The 22,233-nt window shown below is 34.7% G+C and carries 19 protein-coding genes and 3 tRNA genes; 8 read left to right on the forward strand and 14 right to left on the reverse strand.

Annotated features, from left to right (window positions below; all coding sequences use genetic code 11):
- The first annotated feature begins 2 nt into the window (after window positions 1-2).
- Both J2Y38_RS01025 and J2Y38_RS01030 read left to right on the forward strand, forming a co-directional pair.
- Window positions 3-4,010: an amino acid adenylation domain-containing protein gene (locus J2Y38_RS01025; RefSeq protein WP_309838745.1), complete on the forward strand. Its 4,008-nt coding sequence runs from the start codon at window positions 3-5 to the stop codon at window positions 4,008-4,010.
- Window positions 3,997-4,791, forward strand: a complete 795-nt coding sequence (locus J2Y38_RS01030; protein ID WP_309838747.1) for a 4'-phosphopantetheinyl transferase superfamily protein — start codon at window positions 3,997-3,999, stop codon at window positions 4,789-4,791. Before J2Y38_RS01025 ends, J2Y38_RS01030 begins: the two co-directional genes overlap by 14 nt.
- Here J2Y38_RS01030 and J2Y38_RS01035 read toward each other — a convergent pair.
- Window positions 4,788-5,774, reverse strand: a complete 987-nt coding sequence (locus tag J2Y38_RS01035; RefSeq protein WP_309838749.1) for an alpha/beta fold hydrolase — start codon at window positions 5,772-5,774, stop codon at window positions 4,788-4,790. The two genes, J2Y38_RS01030 and J2Y38_RS01035, sit on opposite strands and share 4 nt — an antisense overlap.
- A gap of 253 nt (window positions 5,775-6,027) precedes the next feature.
- On the opposite strand from J2Y38_RS01035, the gene J2Y38_RS01040 reads away from it, so the two are divergent.
- The 3 genes from J2Y38_RS01040 to J2Y38_RS01050 all read left to right on the forward strand — a co-directional run bounded on the left by J2Y38_RS01040 (window position 6,028) and on the right by J2Y38_RS01050 (window position 8,286).
- Entirely contained in the window at window positions 6,028-6,840 is an 813-nt protein-coding gene (locus tag J2Y38_RS01040) for a helix-turn-helix domain-containing protein (RefSeq protein WP_309838751.1), read from the forward strand.
- 100 nt (window positions 6,841-6,940) lie between these two features.
- Window positions 6,941-7,918 carry an NADP-dependent oxidoreductase gene (locus J2Y38_RS01045; protein ID WP_309838754.1) on the forward strand — a complete coding sequence of 326 codons (978 nt, stop codon included), beginning with the start codon at window positions 6,941-6,943 and terminating at the stop codon, window positions 7,916-7,918.
- A gap of 2 nt (window positions 7,919-7,920) precedes the next feature.
- Window positions 7,921-8,286 (forward strand): antibiotic biosynthesis monooxygenase, encoded by a 366-nt coding sequence (locus J2Y38_RS01050; protein WP_309838756.1) that lies wholly within the window; start codon window positions 7,921-7,923, stop codon window positions 8,284-8,286.
- 82 nt (window positions 8,287-8,368) lie between these two features.
- Here J2Y38_RS01050 and J2Y38_RS01055 read toward each other — a convergent pair whose 3' ends face one another.
- The 12 genes from J2Y38_RS01055 to J2Y38_RS01110 all read right to left on the reverse strand — a co-directional run bounded on the left by J2Y38_RS01055 (window position 8,369) and on the right by J2Y38_RS01110 (window position 17,665).
- On the reverse strand, window positions 8,369-9,886 hold the full coding sequence (locus J2Y38_RS01055; RefSeq protein WP_309838758.1) for a S10 family serine carboxypeptidase-like protein: 1,518 nt from the start codon (window positions 9,884-9,886) through the stop codon (window positions 8,369-8,371).
- Between the two features lie 34 nt (window positions 9,887-9,920).
- Window positions 9,921-10,502, reverse strand: a complete 582-nt coding sequence (locus J2Y38_RS01060; RefSeq protein ID WP_309838760.1) for a Crp/Fnr family transcriptional regulator — start codon at window positions 10,500-10,502, stop codon at window positions 9,921-9,923.
- 149 nt (window positions 10,503-10,651) lie between these two features.
- A complete protein-coding gene (locus tag J2Y38_RS01065; protein ID WP_309838762.1) occupies window positions 10,652-11,107 on the reverse strand; it encodes a hypothetical protein in 456 nt (151 codons plus the stop codon).
- A gap of 262 nt (window positions 11,108-11,369) precedes the next feature.
- Window positions 11,370-12,236 (reverse strand): alpha/beta hydrolase, encoded by an 867-nt coding sequence (locus J2Y38_RS01070; RefSeq protein ID WP_309838764.1) that lies wholly within the window; start codon window positions 12,234-12,236, stop codon window positions 11,370-11,372.
- 120 nt (window positions 12,237-12,356) lie between these two features.
- Window positions 12,357-13,154, reverse strand: a complete 798-nt coding sequence (locus J2Y38_RS01075; protein WP_309838767.1) for an alpha/beta fold hydrolase — start codon at window positions 13,152-13,154, stop codon at window positions 12,357-12,359.
- A gap of 26 nt (window positions 13,155-13,180) precedes the next feature.
- Window positions 13,181-13,999, reverse strand: a complete 819-nt coding sequence (locus J2Y38_RS01080) for an alpha/beta fold hydrolase (protein ID WP_309838769.1) — start codon at window positions 13,997-13,999, stop codon at window positions 13,181-13,183.
- A gap of 36 nt (window positions 14,000-14,035) precedes the next feature.
- The gene (locus J2Y38_RS01085; protein WP_309838770.1) at window positions 14,036-14,809 is read right to left on the reverse strand and encodes an alpha/beta fold hydrolase; all 774 of its coding nucleotides are present in this window, start codon (window positions 14,807-14,809) and stop codon (window positions 14,036-14,038) included.
- Window positions 14,810-15,004: 195 nt separating this feature from the next.
- Window positions 15,005-16,183, reverse strand: a complete 1,179-nt coding sequence (locus tag J2Y38_RS01090; RefSeq protein WP_309838772.1) for an FAD-dependent monooxygenase — start codon at window positions 16,181-16,183, stop codon at window positions 15,005-15,007.
- Between the two features lie 76 nt (window positions 16,184-16,259).
- Complete coding sequence (locus tag J2Y38_RS01095; protein WP_309838774.1) at window positions 16,260-17,111, reverse strand: helix-turn-helix domain-containing protein; 852 nt, start codon at window positions 17,109-17,111, stop codon at window positions 16,260-16,262.
- Window positions 17,112-17,309: 198 nt separating this feature from the next.
- Window positions 17,310-17,383, reverse strand: a tRNA-Arg gene (locus J2Y38_RS01100).
- 34 nt (window positions 17,384-17,417) lie between these two features.
- Window positions 17,418-17,492, reverse strand: a tRNA-Pro gene (locus J2Y38_RS01105).
- Between the two features lie 89 nt (window positions 17,493-17,581).
- Window positions 17,582-17,665: transfer RNA gene (locus tag J2Y38_RS01110), tRNA-Ser, on the reverse strand.
- Between the two features lie 240 nt (window positions 17,666-17,905).
- Between J2Y38_RS01110 and J2Y38_RS01115 the strand changes: the two genes are divergently transcribed.
- Together J2Y38_RS01115 and J2Y38_RS01120 are read left to right on the forward strand one after the other, a co-directional pair.
- Window positions 17,906-19,084: an acetyl-CoA C-acyltransferase gene (locus J2Y38_RS01115; RefSeq protein WP_309838776.1), complete on the forward strand. Its 1,179-nt coding sequence runs from the start codon at window positions 17,906-17,908 to the stop codon at window positions 19,082-19,084.
- Between the two features lie 66 nt (window positions 19,085-19,150).
- Entirely contained in the window at window positions 19,151-19,912 is a 762-nt protein-coding gene (locus tag J2Y38_RS01120; RefSeq protein WP_180858779.1) for a C40 family peptidase, read from the forward strand.
- Window positions 19,913-20,022: 110 nt separating this feature from the next.
- Here the strand turns inward: J2Y38_RS01120 and J2Y38_RS01125 are convergent, their stop codons facing one another.
- Window positions 20,023-20,868, reverse strand: a complete 846-nt coding sequence (locus tag J2Y38_RS01125; RefSeq protein ID WP_256635484.1) for an AraC family transcriptional regulator — start codon at window positions 20,866-20,868, stop codon at window positions 20,023-20,025.
- A 119-nt stretch (window positions 20,869-20,987) separates the two neighbouring features.
- Here J2Y38_RS01125 and J2Y38_RS01130 point away from each other — a divergent pair, with 119 nt between their 5' ends.
- A complete protein-coding gene (locus J2Y38_RS01130; protein WP_309838780.1) occupies window positions 20,988-21,974 on the forward strand; it encodes an aldo/keto reductase in 987 nt (328 codons plus the stop codon).
- The last annotated feature ends 259 nt before the right edge of the window (window positions 21,975-22,233 follow it).

Consider the following 22,233-nt stretch of genomic DNA (forward strand, 5'->3'; position numbering starts at 1 on the left):
TTATGATAACAATGAAAAATAAATCTCAAATAAAAACTGAAACTGAAGTTCAATTTAATCCGTTTTTACCTGAAATTGAAAGAGTAATTCAAACCACAAATTCACAGCAGGAAATATGGTCAGATTGTATTTTTGGAGGCAGTGATGCTAATAAGGCGTACAACCTGTCTGTTTCTATTAAATTTAAAGGCAACTTAATAATAGACACATTTGAACAGGCCATAAAAACTTTAGTGCAGCGTCATGAATGCTTGAGAGCCGTTTTTAGTCCAGACGGACACTATATGTGTATTTACAGCGATATTGATTTTAAAATTTCACATAATAATTTTTCAGACCTAAATACAGCTGAAAAAGAACTTTCGATAGAAGCTTTAGTTAAAGAAGAAGTAAATGCACTTTTTGATCTTGTTAACGGCCCATTATTCAAAGTTAATTTGGTTAAAATCGACGAATTTGAATATCTGGTAACTTTAACCATTCATCATATTGTTGGAGACGGACTGAGCGTCGATATCATATTAGAAGAACTTGGTATTCTTTATTTTGCCTCTGTAGAAAACAAAAAACCAAACCTTCCAAATCCGGAACGCTTTAGTGAATATGCCGAAAAAGCGAATTCCTTTATGGAAACGAATGAACACAAACAGCAGGAAAATTTTTGGCTTACTATTTATAAAGAATCGACTCCTACAATCGAATTACCGCTGGATTACCCAAGACCTTCTTTGCGAACTTATAATAGCAATCGTATTGATTTTCCTTTTGATAATACCATGACCGATTCCTTAAAAAATATAGGCATAAGTGTTAACTGCAGTTTAGTTACCACTTTACTTGCCGCATTTGAAGTTTTTTTATGCAAAATTACCGGGCAGAATGATTTAGTTGTTGGGTTTCCTTCATCGGGAAATACATTATATGGCATGAAACAATTGATTGGGGATTGTGCAAACCTGCTTCCTTTACGCAGTAAAATTAATTCCGATGTTACTTTCTTAGAATACTTAAAACAAAGAAATTCACAGTTATTTGATGCCTACGAACATCAGCAGGTAAGTTTTGGTCATCTTCTTAAAAGTTTGGCTATTGCCAGAGATTCTTCCAGAATTCCTTTGGTGCCAGCTGTATTAACAGTCGATATGAATCGGGATATAGAAAGCGATTTTTCATTTGCGGGACTTTCCCATGAATTTAAGGTTAACCCGAGAGAATATGCAACTTTTGAAATTCAGCTTCATATTTTTAGAACCAAAAAAGGACCAATATTTCAATGGTCTTATAATACTACTTTATTCAAGCCGGAAACGATCAATCAAATGATGCAAACCTTTGAAAATATCATCCATAAATTAATATCTGATGCAGATAAGCCTTTATCAGAAATCCTTGGAAGTCATTATTTAGCTGATTATGAAGCTCTGAATAATACTGAAGTATCTTATCCGGATGTTTCCTTAACCGAGTTATTAAAAAAACAAGCCGAACTTACGCCAAACAACATAGCTTTAGAATTTCATGAAACAAAAACTACTTATCAGGAGTTACACCAAAAAGTAAATCAATTAGCCCATTATTTAAAAGCACAAGGCGTTCAGTCTGGAGATATTATTGCTGTTTCTGTTTCACGCAGTCCGGAACTGCTTTATACCTTGTTAGCCATAATGCAGTGTGGTGCGGCTTATCTTCCCCTCGATCCTGAATATCCAAAAGGTCGTTTAGAATTTATGCTGAATGATTCTGGAGCAAAAGTTTTGTTGACCAGCAAAACATTATTTGCATCCTTGCCATCATGGCCGATTACTCTTTTTATAGAAGATGCTATGGAATCATTAAATCATTATGATGCATCACCGCTTTCTTTTGTTGTGAGCCCTGATAGTATGGCTTATATACTTTACACATCCGGATCAACGGGAAATCCAAAAGGTGTTCCTATTACTAATAAAAACTTAGTTAATTTACTTTGCAGTATGGCTTTAGAACCCGGTATTAGTGAAAACGACAGATTGCTGTCAATTACTACTATCTCTTTTGACATTGCGGGTCTGGAACTGTATTTACCACTCCTTAAAGGTGCAACTTTAATACTGGCTGATCAGGAAACAGCCAGAGATGGCCGACTTTTACTCGAGTTGGTAAAAAAGGGAAATATCAGTTTTCTGCAAGCGACTCCTACAACGTGGTCGATGCTTTTGGATTCTGGCTGGGATGAACCTTTACCACTTAAAGCTTTATGCGGCGGTGAAGCAATGCCTGCAGATCTTGCCAGAGAACTTACAAGGAAATGTAATACGCTGTGGAATGTTTATGGACCAACGGAAACCACGATATATTCGGCTGTAAAACAGGTAAAAGCTGATGATACTTTAATAACTATTGGTAAGCCTATTGCCAATACGCAGCTTTATATCATTGATGAACAAGGACAGCTTGTGGCTCCAGGGAAAATTGGTGAAATTGCCATTGGGGGTGATGGTGTTGCAAAAGGCTATTGGAACAGACCTGAACTTACATTAGAAAAATTTATTAAAAACAGTTTTTCTGCTAATAAAAACGACATCATTTATCGTACAGGTGATTTAGGACGATTACTTCCAACCAATGAAATAGAATGTTTAGGGCGTCTGGATCAACAAGTTAAAATTAGAGGGCAGCGTATTGAACCCGGTGAGGTAGAACACGCATTGCTGCAGCTTGACGGTATAAAATATGCTGTTGTATTGGCTAATGAAAACTTTCTTATAGCTCATGTTGTACCAGAATCCAGTATAGAAAGTGCCGAAACTCAAATTCCTTTATGGCGCGAAACTTTGGCTGCACGCCTGCCTGCACAATTAATGCCGCATGATTTTAATTTATTAGATAAAATACCAACAACGCTAAACGGCAAAATAGATCGTAAAGCATTATCTCAATATAAAACAAGCAAAATAATTGAATATACTGCTCCTCGCACAGAAGAAGAAAGTATTGTCGCTGCTATTTGGAAAGAAAGTCTTGGTTTAGAGAATATCGATATTTTCAGTGATTTCTTCGAAATGGGCGGGCATTCTATTAAGGGAGTAAAAGTCATGATTGAAATAGAGAAATATACCGGTAAACGAATTCCGCTATCAGCATTATTTAAATATTCTACTGTCGAGAAATTTGCAAAACTGCTGAATACGGGTACCGAAATTTATTCTGATTGTTTAGTTCCAATAAGCCCAAGCGGAAATAAAGTGCCACTTTTTATCATTCACGGAGCAGGACTTAATGTTTTAAATTTTATTAATTTGAGTAAACACTTTGATGAAGATCAGCCTATTTATGCCATTCAGGGTATTAAACCTAAAGGTTTTGATGGTTGGTACGAATCAATTGAAGCTATGGCTGCGCATTATATTGATGCTATTATAAAAGTAAATCCAAAAGGACCTTATGCTTTGGCTGGTTTTTCTTTTGGCGGAATTGTGGCTTTCGAAATGACGCGTCAATTAAAGGAACAAGGACGAAAAGTAAGCTTAACGGCATTACTGGATTCGTATGTTGACTCTTCTTATTATTATGGAAGTTACAGACGTAAACAACTCGTTAGATACTTCGATATTACGCATAGAAGATTAGATTTTTTAAAAGAAATGCTATTGAGCTGGAAAGCCTTTAAAATGCGTATTAACGGAAAAAAAGAATATATCCTGAAAAGACATTTTGGTAAAAAGGATGAAATGACCGAACAAGAAGCACTGGCGCTTAAGGAATTTATAGAAGCTGACAGCATGGTTAAGAAAATTGTGGATCGTTATCATCTTAAACCGCAAAACTTTGAAGTAGATTTATTTCGATCTAAAGATGACATTAATTACAGACTTGACCCAACGCATCTTGGCTGGAAAAAAGCTGCGCTTGGGGGCGTAACCATTCATAATATCTCTGGGAATCATTTAGACATTGTAGCTCCGCCAAATGATATATTTTTAGCGAGACTACTTCAAGACATCTTAGATGAAAAAAATGAAAACATCTAAGCTCTTTATCTCTTTTTCGGATATAAAGGGCGTTACATTGGTTTCTGGTAAAGAATATTCTTTAGATACTAATGATATAATCATTTATAGTATTTATCTGCCCGGATTCATTGAACTTAAAACTAATTTATCGCAGTTTCTAAATTCTCCTGAACTCAAAAAAGCAAAACGCTTTTATAAGGAAATTGACCGGGACCGATTCATTATATACAGATCGATTTTAAAACTTATTTTAGGAGCTTACACTAAATCCGATATAAAAAATATTCATCTTGATTATGACTTTAATAAAAAACCATATCTAGCCTCACACCCGTGGCTGCACTTCAATATCTCGCATTCGGAAGATTATGCGGCGATAGCGGTTTCACATAAAAAAGTGGGGCTGGATATTGAATTTTTATCTAACGATTTTAAATTCACAAACCTTCTTCCGGATATCTTTGATGATCACGAAAGGTTACTAATTCAGAATGCTGATGATAAAAAAACTACTTTTTATACGTTATGGACACGCAAAGAAGCTTTTGTAAAAGCATTGGGAAAAGGAATTGATGAAGATTTTAAATATATCCCCTGCACAGACGGACAGCACAATTTAGAGTTTAAACTAGTGAAAAATACCCTAAACTGGCAGGTGTATAGTTTTGATTTTGCCGAGCATTATTTAGGTGCCGTTTCCTATGAAGGACTTCCAACAACTTCAGACAATTTGTTATTGTATATAATTCCGGATAGTATGGAAAACTTACTGGAAATGACCCAAAAAAGAAATTACTAATATTCCGTTTTAATATTCTCCGCAGCATTACAGGATTTAAAAAACTTATAAGCTCTTTTCTCTGCATAAGAATAGGTTGAATCACGCAGTGGAAAAGCACAGTGTCCCCCATATTTTGGCGTTTCCAGATAAACATATTCGCTTTCTTGCGCTATTGCTCTTGGATAACATCTTTCACCTAAAAAAGGATCATCCAAAGAATTAATAATTAAAACCGGAGTAGTAATATTTTTAAGGGAAAATTCAGGAGAAACCTGCTGATAATAATCGTCACGGCTTGCAAAACCATGCAGCGGTGCTGTAAAATACTGATCAACCTCATCAAAAGAAGATATTTTATCAATTTGATCACGGTTTATAAAATCAGGAAATTGAGCCGCTTTATATTTTAGCTTTTTCTTAATATCAATTGTAAAATTCTTTAAATAAACTCTGTTAAAGCCTTGTTTAAGAATCTCAGCACTTGTTGCAATATGTGTTGGCACAGAAATAGAAACTCCTGCTTTTATACGCTTATCAATTTTTGTCCATCCAAAATAATTCAGAAGCTGAACACCTCCCATTGAATATCCAATCATATAAACATCTTCGAAGCCTTTTCGCAAAACAAACTGAACTACCTCATCCAGATCATCAACTGCACCGTGGTGGTACAATCTCGGCAAACGGTTCATTTCTCCTCCGCAGGTACGATTATTCCATGCGAAAACAGAAAAACCTTTCTGCTGAAAATAAGCCGCACAGCTGTTATTGTAAGTTCTTCGGGAATCTCCTTCTAAGCCATGACACAGGATTACTGCTTTTTTTGGATCATTTATAATAAAATCAATGTTGATAAAATCTCCGTCCTTCAACTCCAGTTTTTCTCTTGTGTATCCTGGAACATCAAACTTTTTAAACAACGCAGCATAAATAGTCGAAACGTGCCTGTTGCGATGAATAATAGAAGGAAAATTATATTCTGATTGTTCAATTACCGGCATGATTAAAAGTTTTTGAGTGGTTATACAAATCTAAGAAATGTATCAATATGTAATTTAAAACTGTCATTTTTATTTTCATCTTAAATACAAATTAATTGGAATGAACATTAATATTCTTTTAGTAATTGTTCTTTTCAACAAACAAAATTTGACACGCCTAACAAAGTTTGAACTTTTTTATCAGTCTATATTTGTTTCCTTATAAAAGTTCAAAATAGTATCTTTACGTTTCTACGATTAATTTCAATTTAAGATGGCACAACAGCAAAGTAATAAATATGCCAAATTTGTCCATATGGTGACAGAAGAAAATCTTTTCAAGGATGAAATCATGCTTGATTTCCACTCTTTTGTGCATATAATTTCGGGCGAAATGCTAGTTGTACAATCTGATAAATCATATACTTTTGGAGCTGATCAAACAATGCTCTTTCCGCGAAATCAGTTATCCTCTGTAATAAAAAGGCCAAAAGACGGAAGGCCTTATAAAGCAATAGTTTTAACGCTGACAACCAATCATCTGGAACAATATTATACTAAAAACACCTTTAAAATTACCCAAAGCCCTATTCTTAAAACAAGGTTATTTAGCAAACATCCTCTTTTAGACAGCTTCTTCGCATCTTTAAAACCTTATTTTGATCTTACGGAAGAACTGCCGGACAAGTTGGATCTTATGAAAATTGACGAAGCGATTACGATTATTCGTTCTATTGATCCTGAAATCGATAACCTTTTAGCAGATTTTTCCATACCGGGAAAAATTAATCTGCCCGATTTCATGGAAAAGCATTTCATGTTTAATATGCCGATGGAAAAATTTGGGTATCTTACCGGAAGAAGTCTTTCTACTTTTAATCGTGATTTCAAAAGAGCTTTTAAAACTACTCCCAGAGAATGGTTGATGCAGAAACGCCTGGAATTAGCACATTACCAACTTGCTGAGAAAAAACGAAAACCTGTTGATGTATACTTAGAAACCGGATTTGAAAACTTATCCCACTTTTCTTTTGTATTTAAAAAGCATTTCGGGTACGCTCCTACTTCACTAAAAAACCAGTTGTAGTAGATTTTAATTTGACTTGTACAACAAAGTAAAAACGACTTTTACAGCAAAGTTCTACAGAACAGTCACTTATACCTTTGCTTCATAAAAATATAATAAAATGAAAGCAATAGTATTAAAAGAAATCGGTGCGCCCGAAAATCTTATCCTTACAGAAATCCCTATACCATCCATTCAGGAAGATGAAGTTCTCGTACAAGTAAAAGCAATTGGAGTAAATCCTGTAGATGCCTTCGTAAGAAGAACAAAAGAAGCCCTTGACTGGGTATATCAATACAAAGGAACAGAAGAAAATATTATCCTTGGCTGGGATGTAGCCGGAATTGTAACTCAGGTTGGGAAATCTGTAACAAGATTAAGCGTTGGAGATGAGGTTTTTGGAAATTTTAAATTTATTGGTCAGGCAAATGCTTACGCTGAATTTGTCGCCGCACCCGAAAAAGAAATGATCCTGAAACCATCCAATATTTCGTTTGAAGAAGCAGCCGGAGCAACAATGGCGGCGCTTACGGCATGGGTTTCTGTGGTAGACCACGGAAAAGTTAAAAAAGGAGACAAAGTTATTATTCATGGAGCATCTGGTGGTGTTGGACATTATGCCATTCAGTTTGCCAAACATTTTGGTGCTCATGTTATTGCAGTAGCTTCTGAAGCAAACAGAGATTTTGTTTTAGGATTAGGTGCTGACGAATTTATTGACTATAAAACTCAAAATTTTGAAGAAATCATAACTGATGCCGATATCGTTCATGATGCAGTTTGGGGTGACGATGTCAATCATATCGAGCGATCACTTAAAGCGTTGAAACCGGGAGGAAAATTATTAAGTCTTATTGTTTATCCTGACGCAGAATTCATAGAAAAAGCAAAAGCAGAAAAGAATGTTGAGGTAATAAGAGTAAATGTTCGTTATCCCGAAGAAAACTATTTTGAGGATATGCAGGCTATTGCAAAGCTGCTTGGTTCAGGTGCAGTTAAAACTCATATTTCTCAGATTTTTCCTTTAGAAGATATGGACAAAGCCCATACCGCTATCCAGTCAAAAAATACGGTTGGGAAAATTATAGTAAAACCATAATCATGTCAAAATTATCCATAATAAGGCTTCACGCCTCAGTTTCAATTAAACCTCATAATTGGGATAAATTTCGACAAATGGTTTCTGAAGTAAAAAGTATTGTTGCATCAGAAGAACCTGGTAATGTACTAACACACGAAACTTATTATCAAGAAAATAGTTTTGATTGTTTGATTATCGAAGCGTATGCAAATGAAAACGCATTTTTAGAACATCTGCAAAAAATACAACCGCTGATGAATAAGTACAATATAAACTGGAATGTAAAACGTATGGAATTATGTGGTTTGCTTTCTGCGGAAACGGTATCGATTCTTAAGGAAAGCGTAAAAGACGGTGAATTTATTTTTTACAATAAAATATTTTGACCCATTATTGAATTTTGCCCCAAATTCATTTTCAATAAAAGCTGCCTCTTGGCAGCTTTTATTTTTTTTACGAAATGAATATTTATTTTGAGCAACTTAAAATAAACGATCGTAAATCATCGCTAAATAATTTTCCGGTATTTCCTAAATACAACATATGACCCGATTCGTATTCTTTAAAAATAACTCTGTCTGCTGCAAAGTTTGCTTTTTCGGTCGTTTTTTTAGCATAACCTACCGGAGTAGCTAAATCATAACTTCCGCACGCTATAAATACTTTTAAATTTGGAGTTCTGCGTAAAACAACATTCAAATCGTCGGTAAAATCAGGACCTTCTTTGGTTTCTTTTCGTGCCCATTGCCATTGAAATGAAATATTTTTCCAATCAATAGTTTTATACGGATCTTGGATATCAATGTCTAATTTTGAAGTCAACAATTCTCTAAATGCAGCTGTATATCCGGGAACGTATCTTCCCATTGCCGGATCGTCTGCAACCGGATCATTACCAGAATGCTCCAGCGGAAGATTGTATCTTGTATCGTATAATCCAATTTGTAGATTTTCTTTCGACAAAAGGCTGTCTGCGAAAACTTTGGGAGCTATTTCAAGTGTTGATGAAAAAAAATCTTTTGACAATCCTGTGTACTTACAAAGTTTGTCAATTATAACACTCCTTTCTGTTACCGACAGTTTTTGCTGATTGTCTAGTAAAAGTGCATTCAAATACTCTTTTTCTGCAAATGCTGAAACTTCTTTTTTAAACTCTCCGTAAGATACAGTTTTATCTATTTTATTATAATACCAGGCAGTTTTTGCTAAAGTAGGAAGTAATGATACTGCTCTTTCTAATTTTGCATCTGTTGTTAACTTTTTTAAAGGCGATTCCAATGTAGTTCCCAGCATAATAATACCGTTTAATGTAATGCCTCTCATTACACCAGAATACGTTACTCCGCCCATAAGTGCTCTGGGAAGAACTGAAACGCGTTGACTTCCATAGCTTTCTCCAATAAGAAACTTTGGAGAATTCCATCTGTTATTCTTATTTAACCACTTTTCTATAAACTGCGCCATTGATTCAGCATCCTGATCTACACCATAAAAATCTTGCGGCGTACCGGGAGAAATAATACGGCTAAAACCAGTTCCGACAGGATCTATAAAAACTAAATCTGCTACATCAAGCAGACAATCTGTATTATTTTCTAATCCAAATGGAGGTATGTTCGAAGAATTAATTTCCGGAGTTAATTTTACTTTCCACGGTGCAATACTGCTTAGATGCAGCCAAATAGAGGACGATCCCGGACCGCCATTGAATACAAAAATGACAGGTCTGTTTTCTTTATTTTTATTTTGTTTTATATAAGAAAAACTAAATACACTGGCTATAATTTTATTCTCATCATTTTTAAGAAATATTTCATCTGCTATTGCGGTAAAATTTAAAGGCTTTCCTTTAATATCGATAGTATGTTTTGTACTGAAGAAAAGCGGTTTTTTAATCATTTCCTCCTTTGCATTTTCCTGACTAAAAAGAGACAATGACACCAAAGAAAAAAAAGTGATTAGAAAAAATCTTGCAATATTTAGCATGAAATAATTGTTTTAAATGAGTAACAAAAATGGTTTATTTTTTTGAAAATTCCCGTCTAATTCTACTTAATGATGTATCGGTAACATTTAGGTAAGAAGCGATTTGTTTGAGCTGGGCAAATTGAAATACTTCTTTATTGGTCGTAATAAGATTTTCATATCGGGCTTCACCACTAAGATTAATTAATTCCAGCGCACGTTTTTTAAACATCATATATTCTTTAGCGAGCATTTTTACCCCATAAGCCCTAAACTCCGGAACAGTATGCAGCAATGAATTTAATTGATCATAACTAATGGCAAAACCTCTGCAATCTGTAACCGCTTGTATATTCTCAGATGATTTGGTTTTTAAATAAAAAGATGACACTTCAAATACCACACTATCCTTTTGATAGAAATTTGTAGTGATTTCATTTCCATCAATATCATGCGTAAACGCTCTCATAAAACCGCTCTGCAAAAAGAAATAATGCTCATTTATTTTTCCTTCTCTAAGAAAAAATTCATTTTTTTCAATAGTAATTTCTTCAAAAAACTCTACCACCTCATCTAAAGTGCGGTCTGGAAATGGTAAATTTTTTATGATGTAATTTTTTAATCCTTGTTTGTCCATTGGTTTCTTAGTTAATATTATACTCAACAGCTTCTTTACAAGACCGTTGCAGGTCAAAAATAATCAATTACCTAATAATTAGATAAAACACAATCTCAAATCACCTGAAAAAAAGGACACTATTAAGGGACAAATGAGAGACATTTTTTCTAAATATTTGAGAGATAAGAGTATAAAGTTATATCATTAGGAAGTTTTATCTTCGAAATAATTCTCTCTTTTCTTTTTTTGCTTGCATATATTGTTATACTCAACAAATTTGAAATCTCTTTAGTCGTTAAATTCATATAGATATAAGCAATATAACGCATATCGTTTGAGGTTAATGCCGGATGTAATTTTCGAAGTCTTGCCAGAAAACCGGGATTTACTTCTTCAAAATGAAAAACAAATGTCTCCCATTCATTATCACTTTTTAAATAATCTTTTAAATGTTTAATATGTATATCCAAAGTGGAGATTTTCGAAAGTTTTGGTATACTTTCTATAGACATAATCAAATTATTAATAAGCTGATTTCTACCCGAAAGATATAATGCTCTGGCAGAAAGTTTCCTGTTTCTCAATTCAATTTCTTTATGAAGCAGTTCCCTTTCATTGTTCATTTCATGAATTTGCTTTTCCAGTTCCAGATTTCTCCTTTGGGCTGTCAGCTTTTTTTGCCTTTGAATGAAGATCAGAAGCGTAAAAATGAGCAGGAATATTATATTTATTGAATAACAAAATTTATGTTCTTTTTGCAATTGCATAAACCAATCGTTTATTGTTTTTTTAAAACCGATTACTGCTGCCATTTCTTCTACCATCATCTCAAACAATAGCCCAGCAACCGGTTTTTATTTATAAATTATATACTTCAATTTGATCTTAATTCAATAAGAATGAATTTACCTCCTGAGAAAAATCTTTAGAATATTGAAAAATCCCGCCATGACCTGAATCACTCCAAAGTACAAGTTTTGCATTCGGAATATTCTGAAGCATTACATAAGAATTGATCGAATCAACCATAGTATCTTCACTTCCATTAACAATAAGCACCGGCTGTTTAATAGCTTTAAGCTGTGTGTTACCTTCATCTGTAGATAAACCGTAGTTGATAATCGCTTTAGCTTGACTTGCAATTGTGTCCTGACTTGTTGGTGAATCTCTGTCTACTTTTCTTTCAGATAATCTTTCTAAGAAAGCTTCACCCGCTTTGATACTGCTTGGTGTTTTGCTGAAAAAAAGATTAATTAATACTCTGTCTGGTCCATCAACAAAAGCGTTTTCTAAATGCGACTCCAGTTGCGCAATCGCTTTTCCTCCTATCGACCCTGTGCCTGCCAATATAAGTTTATTCACCAGTTCCGGATAATTTGCAGCTATCTCCTGCCCTATAAAACCACCAAGAGAAAAACCTAAAATATTAACTTTGTTGTAACCCAAAGCACGGATAAAATCTACAGCATCTTTCGCCATATCCGATACATTTTCAGGAGTAGTCCCGTTTGAACTACCAACACCTCTGTTGTTAAATAATATTACCGGATAATTAGTGGCAATTGCATTTGTAACTTCAGGATCCCAATTGTCCATGTTTCCGGTAAAGTGTTGTAAAAAGATAACCGGAATACCTTCTTTCTTTCCAAAAGAGCGGTAAGTAAAATCGGCTCCATTTACGTTTATAGATTTTGTTGGTGCTGTTTTATGAGTGAATTCACCCAATGCTAAAATATTTTCTTGTGTTTCCATTTGTTTTTAGATATTATTTATAATTGAGATAAGAACCACTATTTGCCACTGAAAGCTTAATTCAAGTTTTTTACTGACTAACAATGATTCTTATCTGTGCTATTTAATTTAAACTTAGATTTACTTTGTTTCTACAGCAATGATTTGAGCCAAAACGTGCGGGAACATGATAAAAGGTGTGTGGCTTGACGGAAGAGCATATAATCTTTCGATCCCTGCATCTTTAGTCATTTTTTGCTGAAGCGTATAACCTATTGTATGGTCATTTAGAGTGTAAACGAATACTTTATTAATTTTTCCAAATTTAGCCTCAGTCAAAGTTACCGGAGTAGCTAAAGGAGCTAATGGCTCTGGTTTTAAATTATTGCTTACATAATCAGCAACTTGTTTTGGAGCATCTGCAAGGAAAACATCAGCAATACCTTCTTTTTTGATGCTTGCAATTCCTGCTTTCTCATCTACAATAAGATTTTTTCCAACGTGACTTTCTCCATCAGTTTGTGCAAGAGACAATAAGCTTTCTCCATTTTTTGGTACGTAAGCCGCAATGTAAACTACCTTTTTTATCTGAGGCGCAATGTCTTCTGCAACCTGACTTGCTACAATTCCACCAAAACTATGCGCAACAAGTACAACATTTTGTTTGTTTCCAATTGCCTTTTTCACATCTTCAACATAAAGTTTTAAGCTAATAGTAGAGATTGCTGTATTATCGCTTCCATGTCCCGGAAGATTAACAGAAATAACGGAGTTTCCACCAGCAGTTAAATCTTCTGAAACGTGCTGCCAATCATTTGAAGATGACCATGCACCGTGGATGATTACAATTGTGTTTTCGTTTTTAGCTTTGTTCGTTTGTGATGAAGCTGTAATAGTTGTAAGCAATAGCATTGCTATTAATAAAATTGAATTTTTCATGATATATATTTGTTATTTGTTGATAATTAGTTTGATGCAATTTTTGTTAAGATTGATGATAAATCGTCTGGTTTTGAAAGGAATGGGCTATGTCCTGTATTTATTTCGTATACAGATTCAACTTTGCTGGCTGAAATCATTTTGTTTTGTAAATACGGCGACACAACATGATCCTGTAAAGTTTTGATGTAAACCTTTTTAACTGATCCAAAATTTTTGTCGGTAAGTATTACAGGATTAATGAATGGAGTTAAAGGTTCTGTTCTGTAGTTTTTCAACACAAGGTTTTGAATTTCCGGAGTACCGTCCTGAATAAAAAGATTAACGATCTGATCCTCTTTTACATCTACAATACCCTGATCATAATTAAAAATTAGATTACCAGTTATCCCAAGTTGAGAATCAGGATCCATGTGTGCCAACTGATCTAATGTTTGACCTGAAACCGGTAAATAAGCGGCAACATATACCAGTTTTTCGATTTTCTCAGGCATCGCTTCTGCCACAGAAGAAATTATCATACCGCTCAGACTATGACCTACTAAAATAACTTTCCCGTCTATTGTTGAAAGCGCGTTTATTACTTTTTCTTTATAAACATCCAACGTTATTTGGCTTGGAGGAGTTTGGTCAGCACCGTGGCCCGGTAACTCGACAACAACTACTTTGTTGCCTTGTTTTTCCAGATTAGCTTTAACTGCTTGCCATACAAATGGAGCCTGCCATGCGCCATGAACCAGTACATAATTTTTAGGTTTTTCAGGCTGTGCATCATCATTTGAACAAGATGATAATATTATGACACATACGGCCATGACGAATTGAATCAATTTGATTTTTTTCATGATTGTAATTTTTAAATGTTATTTGTGAAATGTGTTTTATTTAGCTTCTAAGGCTATAATTGAAGAAAGTATTTGAGGAAATACTATAAATGGAGTGTGGCTTGAAGGAAGTGAGTAAGTTCTTAAGATTCCTGCATTTTCAACCATTTTTTGTTGAAGTGAATACCCAATAGTATGGTCATTTTGACTGTGAACATACACCTTAGCAACTTTACCAAAATTAGCATCACTTAATGTGACCGGAGTAGATAATGGAGCTAAAGGTTCAGGTCGAAGATTATTCGTTACATATTCTGCAACTGGTTTTGGTGCATCGGCTAAAAAAACATCTGTAATTGCTTCTTTAGCAATAGAAGCAACTCCCGCTTGCTCATCTACAATAAGATTTTTACCTACATGACTCTCTGAATCCATTTGTGCAAGTGACAATAAACTGTCTCCATTTTGAGGAACAAAAGCGGCTATGTAAATTAGTTTTTTGATTTGCGGAGCAATTAGTTCTGCTACTTCGCTTACCACAATTCCACCAAAACTGTGTCCTACAAGAGTAACATTTGTTGTGCTGCCAATAGCTTTTAAAATCTCGTATACATAAAGTTGTAAACTAATATTCGATACGGGTGTTTGGTCAGTTCCATGACCAGGAAGATTTACAATAATTAGATTGTTTTCAGGAGAGTTAAGATAACCCGCAACATGATGCCAGTCATTAGCAGATGACCATGCTCCATGAACAATTACAATTGTGTTTTTACTGTTTGATAATGAAGGATTTAATTCGTTCTGTGTGTTTGTTTTTTCGATTTCCATAATATTTGTTTGTTTAATACTATGCAAAGAAAGAGCGAATAAAACCTGTGGCACTTGTCTTGTGACAAGTAATGAAATTATGTGTGTTTTTTTATTATGATAAAATGAAGGTTAAGTTATATCAGGTTTTTTGAACCATAAAAAAAGCCTGTAAAGTATTAATTTTACAGGCTTTTTAATTATATTCTGACTTATTTATTCTGATTTAAACAACTCTACTAATTCCTTAATTGATTCGGCAGAAGGTGAAGCAAAATCTTTTATACCGTCAATAGCTTCTTTCCCAAGAACAGCAGCTCTTGATTTCATACGAGATTCATATTCTGAAATTGCAACTTTTAAATCAGGAAATTCTTCGTTGCATAAACATTCACTTAAATCAAAGGCATCAAGCATAGCTGTATTAACACCTTCACCTGATGGAGGCATCAAATGAGCAGCATCTCCAATTAAAGTTACATTTGACTTAGCTTCCCAATCCTGATCTAACGGAAAATAATTTAAAGGTCTTATGACAAATTTTTTACATGCTTTAAACAACGTAAAAAATATTGGATTCCATCCTTCATAGTATTGAACTAAATAAGCATATACTTCATTAGGATCTTTAAAATTTATTCCACTTGTTTCAGCCCAGTTTTCAGGATATAAAGATGCAGCGTAAAAAGTTAAGCCTCCACTAGCCATAGGCTGTGCTGCAATAGTTTTGCCAATATCCATCGCAATAAGATTTGCATTATCTACTAAATTATAAATATCTGGGCATTCTGTTTCAGGGTTTTCAATTTCGCCTTGTATAATAGTTGCACCTGAATATAATGACTGAATATCTGTTACGTACGGACGAACTTTTGAAAGATGCCCGTCTGATCCAATTACGATATCCGCAAAAGCTATGCTTCCATTTTGGAACTTCAATTCCCAGGAATCATTAATCTGGTCCATGCTCACAAAATGACTGTCCCAAATAACCGTATCTAGCAAAAGATTATCTATCAGTAAGTTTCTTAATACTCCCCTGTCAATTTCCGGTCTGAAATTTTCATTAGTAAAATCGTCACCATCTTTATTATCTTCATCAATATAAATATTGGCATTCTTATCAACCATTCGATATTTATCTGCACCACGCATGTAAACGTCTTTAAAAGAATCAAGTAATCCGGCAGCTGCCATTACTTTCAAACCTGAGTCAAAATGCAAATCAACAATTGCTCCCTGTACACGCGATTCTTTACTAAAGTCTCTCTCATACACCTTCACTTCTGCTCCTTTTAATTGTAAAAGGCGAGCCAAAGTCAGTCCGCCCGGACCTCCACCTAATATTGCTACTTTTTTATTCTTTAAAAGATTAACCTTATTTATTCCTTCCATTTTTCTCTATTTTATTCAATGCAAAGGAATAACATATTAAAAGCAGAGACAATGACAATACATAGTAAGTATAGGACTATTCAAGGTTTTTATTTCTAAATGCCAATGGAGTCATTTGTACAATTTTAGAAAATAATCTGGTAAAATAAGAATAATCATCATAGCCTAAATCTGTTGCAATTTCTTTTATGGATTTATCAGAGTGATATAGCAACCGTTTCGCTTCCAGCACAACACGCTGCTGTATATGATAAGAAACAGAATAACCCGTTGCCGTTTTGAGGCATTCATTTAAATAAGGTGTAGATATATTGAGAATATCTGCATAAGCACTTGGACTTTTAATGGTTGTAAAATTAAGCTCAAGAACTTTTTTAAAAGCCTTAGTAACAACCTCAAACCTTGAATACTTTTCAGCAGGCTTAAATTCTGCTAAGTATTGCGAAATCACTAATGTTATTAATGTGTTACAGCTTTCTTTTAAAATAGAAGCGTACATTTTTTCCTCTCTTCTATTTGAAATTTTAATGCATGTTGATGCAGTTTCTTCAATGATAGATAAAACATCTTCTGTTAGTGATAAGATATTTACTGGAGTTAAATCTTCTAATATTTTTAGGTACTCAGGATGAATATTTTCTACAGAAATTATCCAGCTGGTAATCACAGCCTCTTCAAATGAAATCACACGATGTACCTGATTTGGATGAATAAAAATAACTGCCGGTCCTTTTATTTTCTGTTTTCGGAAATCAATTTCGATATTAGTAATTCCTTTTTCCTGAAGAATAAATGTATAACCACCATCCCGATGAGATCTTTCTACTTCTTCAGAATTAGGAGATCCATTAAATGAAGCTCTGCCAATGATTACTGCAGTACTAATTTCTGAAGGCAGGGCGTTTACAGGAATGGATTTTAACTTCATAAACTTATATATTTCATCCGTTAAACAAAGGTAGCTTTTTTGGGAATTTATAAATTTTATTAAAGCAATTAAATAATGTATATTCCAATCTAAATGATTCAGACAAACACTTTTCTCAATTATTATTAAGATTTTAAAAAAGAAGGAAAAGGAAATTGATACAAAACAAAAAAGCCACTCGATATGAGTGGCTTTTCGTGAACGCAGAAGGATTCGAACCTTCGACCGCCTGCTTAGAAGGCAGGTGCTCTATCCAGCTGAGCTATGCGTCCATTTTTTTTAAAACTTTATCGCTTAAAGTTTTAGTCGGGGTGGCAGGATTCGAACCTGCGGCCTCCTGCTCCCAAAGCAGGCGCGATAACCGGGCTACGCTACACCCCGAATTAGACATAGATTCGTATCTGTGGTCTTCCCGATCTCAATCGGGACACGATAACCGGGCTACGCTACACCCCGAGGCAAAAATTAAGCGGAGAGACAGGGACTCGAACCCTGGCGACGGTTACCCGTCGACAGATTAGCAATCTGCTCCATTACCGCTCTGGCACCTCTCCAAGCTCAAGAAACGTGTTCTGTTTTGCGGTTGCAAATGTAAGACAACATTCCATTTCTCACAACTATTTTTTCGCTTTTTTTTAAGTTTTTTTAATCTTTTCTCTAAAACACTTCACAATCAAACGAATAGAATTAACAAAAATTTCATATTCAATTTAAAATCCATTCGAATTGACGCAAAATTTGAATTTATTCAAATAAAGAGTAAATTTGCTACATTAACTAATATTAAACAGAAAATGAACAAAAGAGTTGTTATCGTTTCTGCCGTTAGAACACCTATCGGAAGTTTCATGGGAGGGTTATCTACCGTACCCGCACCAAAATTAGGAGCTGCTGCCATAAAAGGAGCCCTTTCAAAAATTAACCTAGACCCAAAATTAGTTGATGAAGTTTTCATGGGGAACGTAATCCAGGCAGGCGTTGGACAAGCTCCAGCTCGTCAGGCTGCCCTTTTTGCAGGATTATCAAACGAAGTTGCTGCCACAACAGTAAACAAAGTCTGTGCCTCTGGAATGAAAGCTGTAATGTTTGGCGCACAGGCAATCGCTTGCGGTGATGCAGAAATCGTAGTAGCGGGTGGAATGGAAAGCATGAGCTTAATTCCACACTATGTACAAATGCGTGCCGGAAACAAATTTGGCCCTGCAACAATGCTCGACGGAATGCAAAAAGATGGTTTGACAGATGCTTACGATAACAACGCAATGGGAGTTTGCGCTGATTTATGTGCAACTGAATACAACATCAGCCGTGAAGAACAGGATAATTTCGCAATTCAGTCTTATGAAAGAAGTGCAAAAGCCTGGGATGCCGGAAAATTTGACAATGAAGTCGTTCCTGTTGAAGTTCCGCAAAGACGCGGCGAACCAATTATTGTTTCTAAGGACGAAGAATATACCAATGTAAAATTGGATAAAATCCCTTCGTTAAGTGCTGTTTTCACAAAAGACGGAACAGTTACTGCTGCAAACGCGTCGACAATCAACGATGGTGCTGCGGCTTTAGTTTTAATGTCTGAAGAAAAAGCAAATGCTTTAGGTTTAAAACCTTTAGCTTACATAAAAGGTTATGCCGATGCTGCACAAGAACCAAAATGGTTTACTACAAGTCCGGCAAAAGCATTACCAAAAGCTTTAAACAAAGCAGGAATTGCAATTGGAGATGTTGATTTTTTCGAATTCAACGAAGCATTCTCAGTTGTTGGTCTTGCCAATTCAAAAATCTTAAACCTTGATAACGATAAAGTAAACGTAAACGGTGGTGCAGTTTCATTAGGACATCCTCTTGGTTGTTCAGGAGCTCGTATTATTGTAACTTTACTAAACGTTTTAGAACAAAACAATGCAAAAACCGGAGCTGCTGCAATTTGCAATGGCGGCGGCGGCGCATCTGCAATTGTTATCGAAAGAGCTTAAAATAATATTTCATTAGGAGTTATTAGAAATTAATAACTCCTAATTTTTAACTAATACATTATCTAAATGTTCGGAATCTGCAATCTTGCCATAGTACCCGTTCGATCTGAGCCTAGTGACAGAAGTGAAATCGTTACACAGCTTTTGTTTGGCGAACACATCGAAATTTTAGAACGCCAAAATCAATGGGCACGAATAAAAATTCAGTTTGATGATTATATAGGCTGGGTAGATTCTAAACAATATCAGATAATTTCTCAGGAGCAGTACAATCAGTTAAGTAAAGAAGCCATTATTTTGAATGCAGATTTGATTGACTACATCACTGCACCAAACAACCTATTACTTCCAATTCCGCTTGGAGCCTCTTTATCTTTTCTAAACAACAGCGAAATCAATACTTCTAATTTTGATTTTGAAGGAACGAAAACAAGCGGCATAAAACCAAAAAGCGCGTTGATAAATACCGCTTTCATGTATTTAAACGCACCATATTTATGGGGTGGAAAAACACCATTCGGAATCGATTGTTCGGGTTTCACACAAATGGTCTATAAACTAAACGGATATAAAATTCATCGCGACGCATCACAGCAAGCACTCGAAGGAGAATCTTTAAGTTTTATTGAAGAAAGCGAAGTTGGCGATTTAGCCTTTTTTGACAACGACGAAGGCAACATCATCCACGTTGGAATCATTATGGAAAATAATTACATCATTCACGCAAGTGGAAAAGTACGTATTGACCGTTTAGATCACACCGGAATTTACAATCCAGAATTAAACAAACACACTCACAAACTACGCGTGATTAAGAAGATTATTTAAAACACAAATTCCATGAATTAACACAAATTAAAAAATCCTTTTAATCTGTGAATCCCGATAGTTATCGGGAGTGGCTAAAAAAAATTAGTGCAAATTCGTGTAATTCGTGTTTATGCACTAATACGAATCGTCTTTCTAAACTCCGAAGGACTATTCCCTCTCTGTTTCTTAAAGAATTTATTAAAGTGGCTTTCATCCGTAAAACCAAATTCATACGCAATTTCATTAATACGCTTATCGCTGAATTGCAAACGATGTTCAATTAATTTCGTTTTATAATTACTGATATATTGCTGCATCGTTTCGCTGGCATGTTTTTTAAAATAGCGTCCCAAATACGTATTCGAAATTCCAAAATAATCACTAATAGATTCCGCTTTAATCTTCTCAGGATAATAAATATTCGTTTGAATATATTGCAAAATATCCATCGCTCTGGCTTCAGAATTAATATTTACCTGCTCCGGTAAATACTTCGCAATATTTCTTGCCACAATAATAATCAATGTATTAACCAATTGCTGAATCAACTCTTTATTGTAAACATCTTTATCCTGATGTTCCCGAATAATGGCTTCCACCATTACTTTCACCAAACATTTATCAGCATGATTTTTTAAAATACAACCCGGCTGATGATTAGCATTTTGCAGAATATATTCTAAACGCTGAATATTCTCGTTTTGCAGGCTCGAATTCTTCAAATAAATATCATTAAACCTCAAAAAGAAAAACTTCGTTTCGGTTTCAATTGTAAAATTATGACAATCCTCAGGCGTCAATAAAAACATATGTCCCGCATCATATTCAAAAATATTTTTGTTGATGCACTGCGTTCCAGTTCCGCCCAAAATATAAACCAATTCAAAGAAATTATGACGATCTCCAACATCGGGATATTCATTTAATGTTTCAAAAGATACTGTAAACGGTTCGTATAAATTTTCTTTTTTCATAATCTGCAGCAATTAATTCAGGATGCAAATATACCTAAAAAAGACAAATTTATACAATTTAACAGTTAAAAAAATGGTATAATTTTGTCAAATAATTTTAAGACATTAATTTTAAGATCATGGAATATAGAAAATTAGGCAACTCAGAACTTGAATTATCAACTATAACTTACGGTGCATTTGCTATTGGCGGAAACATGTGGGGCGGAAACGAAAAGAAAGACTCAATCGACTCCATTCACGCATCAATCGCTCACGGCGTAACCACAATCGACACCGCTCCTTTTTACGGATTTGGTTTAAGTGAAGAAATGATTGGCGAAGCTTTAAAATCTCAAGATCGTTTAAAAGTACAATTGTTAACCAAATTTGGTTTGGTTTGGGACGGAAGCAATAACGGAAAAGGCGATTTCTTTTTTGATGCCGATGACAACCGAAAAAAATTACCAATCTATAAATACGCTTCAAAAAGCAACATCATAAAAGAAGTTGAAGAAAGCTTAAAACGCCTTCAAACAGATTATATTGACTTATTGCAAATTCACTGGCCGGACTCCACTACTCCAATTCAGGAAACTATGGAAGCTATGGAAATTCTTATTCAACAAGGAAAAATCAGAGCAGCCGGAGTTAGTAATTACAATACTGAACAAATTAAAGAAGCGCAAAAAACAATTCAGTTAGCTTCAAATCAAGTTCCTTTTAGTATGCTGAATCAGGCAATTCAAACTGATTTAGTTCCGCTTACCATTCAGGAAAACATCGGAATCATTGCTTACAGTCCGATGGAAAGAGGTTTGTTAACCGGAAAATATTTCACTGACAGTAAATTAAAAGATAATGATCATAGAAATGGCTATTTCGGTCAATTCGATCTTCAAAAAGTAAAAACTTTAGTTGAAGAATTAAGTTCATTAGCAAACGCAAAACACATTTCAATCTCACAATTAGTTTTACGCTGGACAACTTTACAAAAAGGAATCACAATTGTTTTAGCCGGAGCAAGAAATGCAGAACAAGCAATTTCAAACGCAAAAACAATGGATTTCGATTTATCAGCTTCAGAACTTGATTTTATTAATCAGGCAATTTCGAAACTTCAATAATATTTTAAACACATAGGAACATAGATTTTTCTTTATCGATAAAGGCGTTTCACTTGTTTAAAAAAACATAGCCACACAATCTTGTCATTCCGAGGAACGAGGAATCGCACTCGGGATTCGACAAAGATTGTCGACATTCTTTATAGAGTTTCTAGTGCGATTCCTCGTTCCTCGGAATGACAAACTTTGAGAGCTATGTGTGAGAAACTAGTTTCTTTTTACAACCTTTTTCAAAAGCTAAAAAATCTATGTTTCTATG

It is taken from the genome of Flavobacterium sp. 2755, assembly GCF_031455715.1.
Lineage (GTDB): Bacteria > Bacteroidota > Bacteroidia > Flavobacteriales > Flavobacteriaceae > Flavobacterium.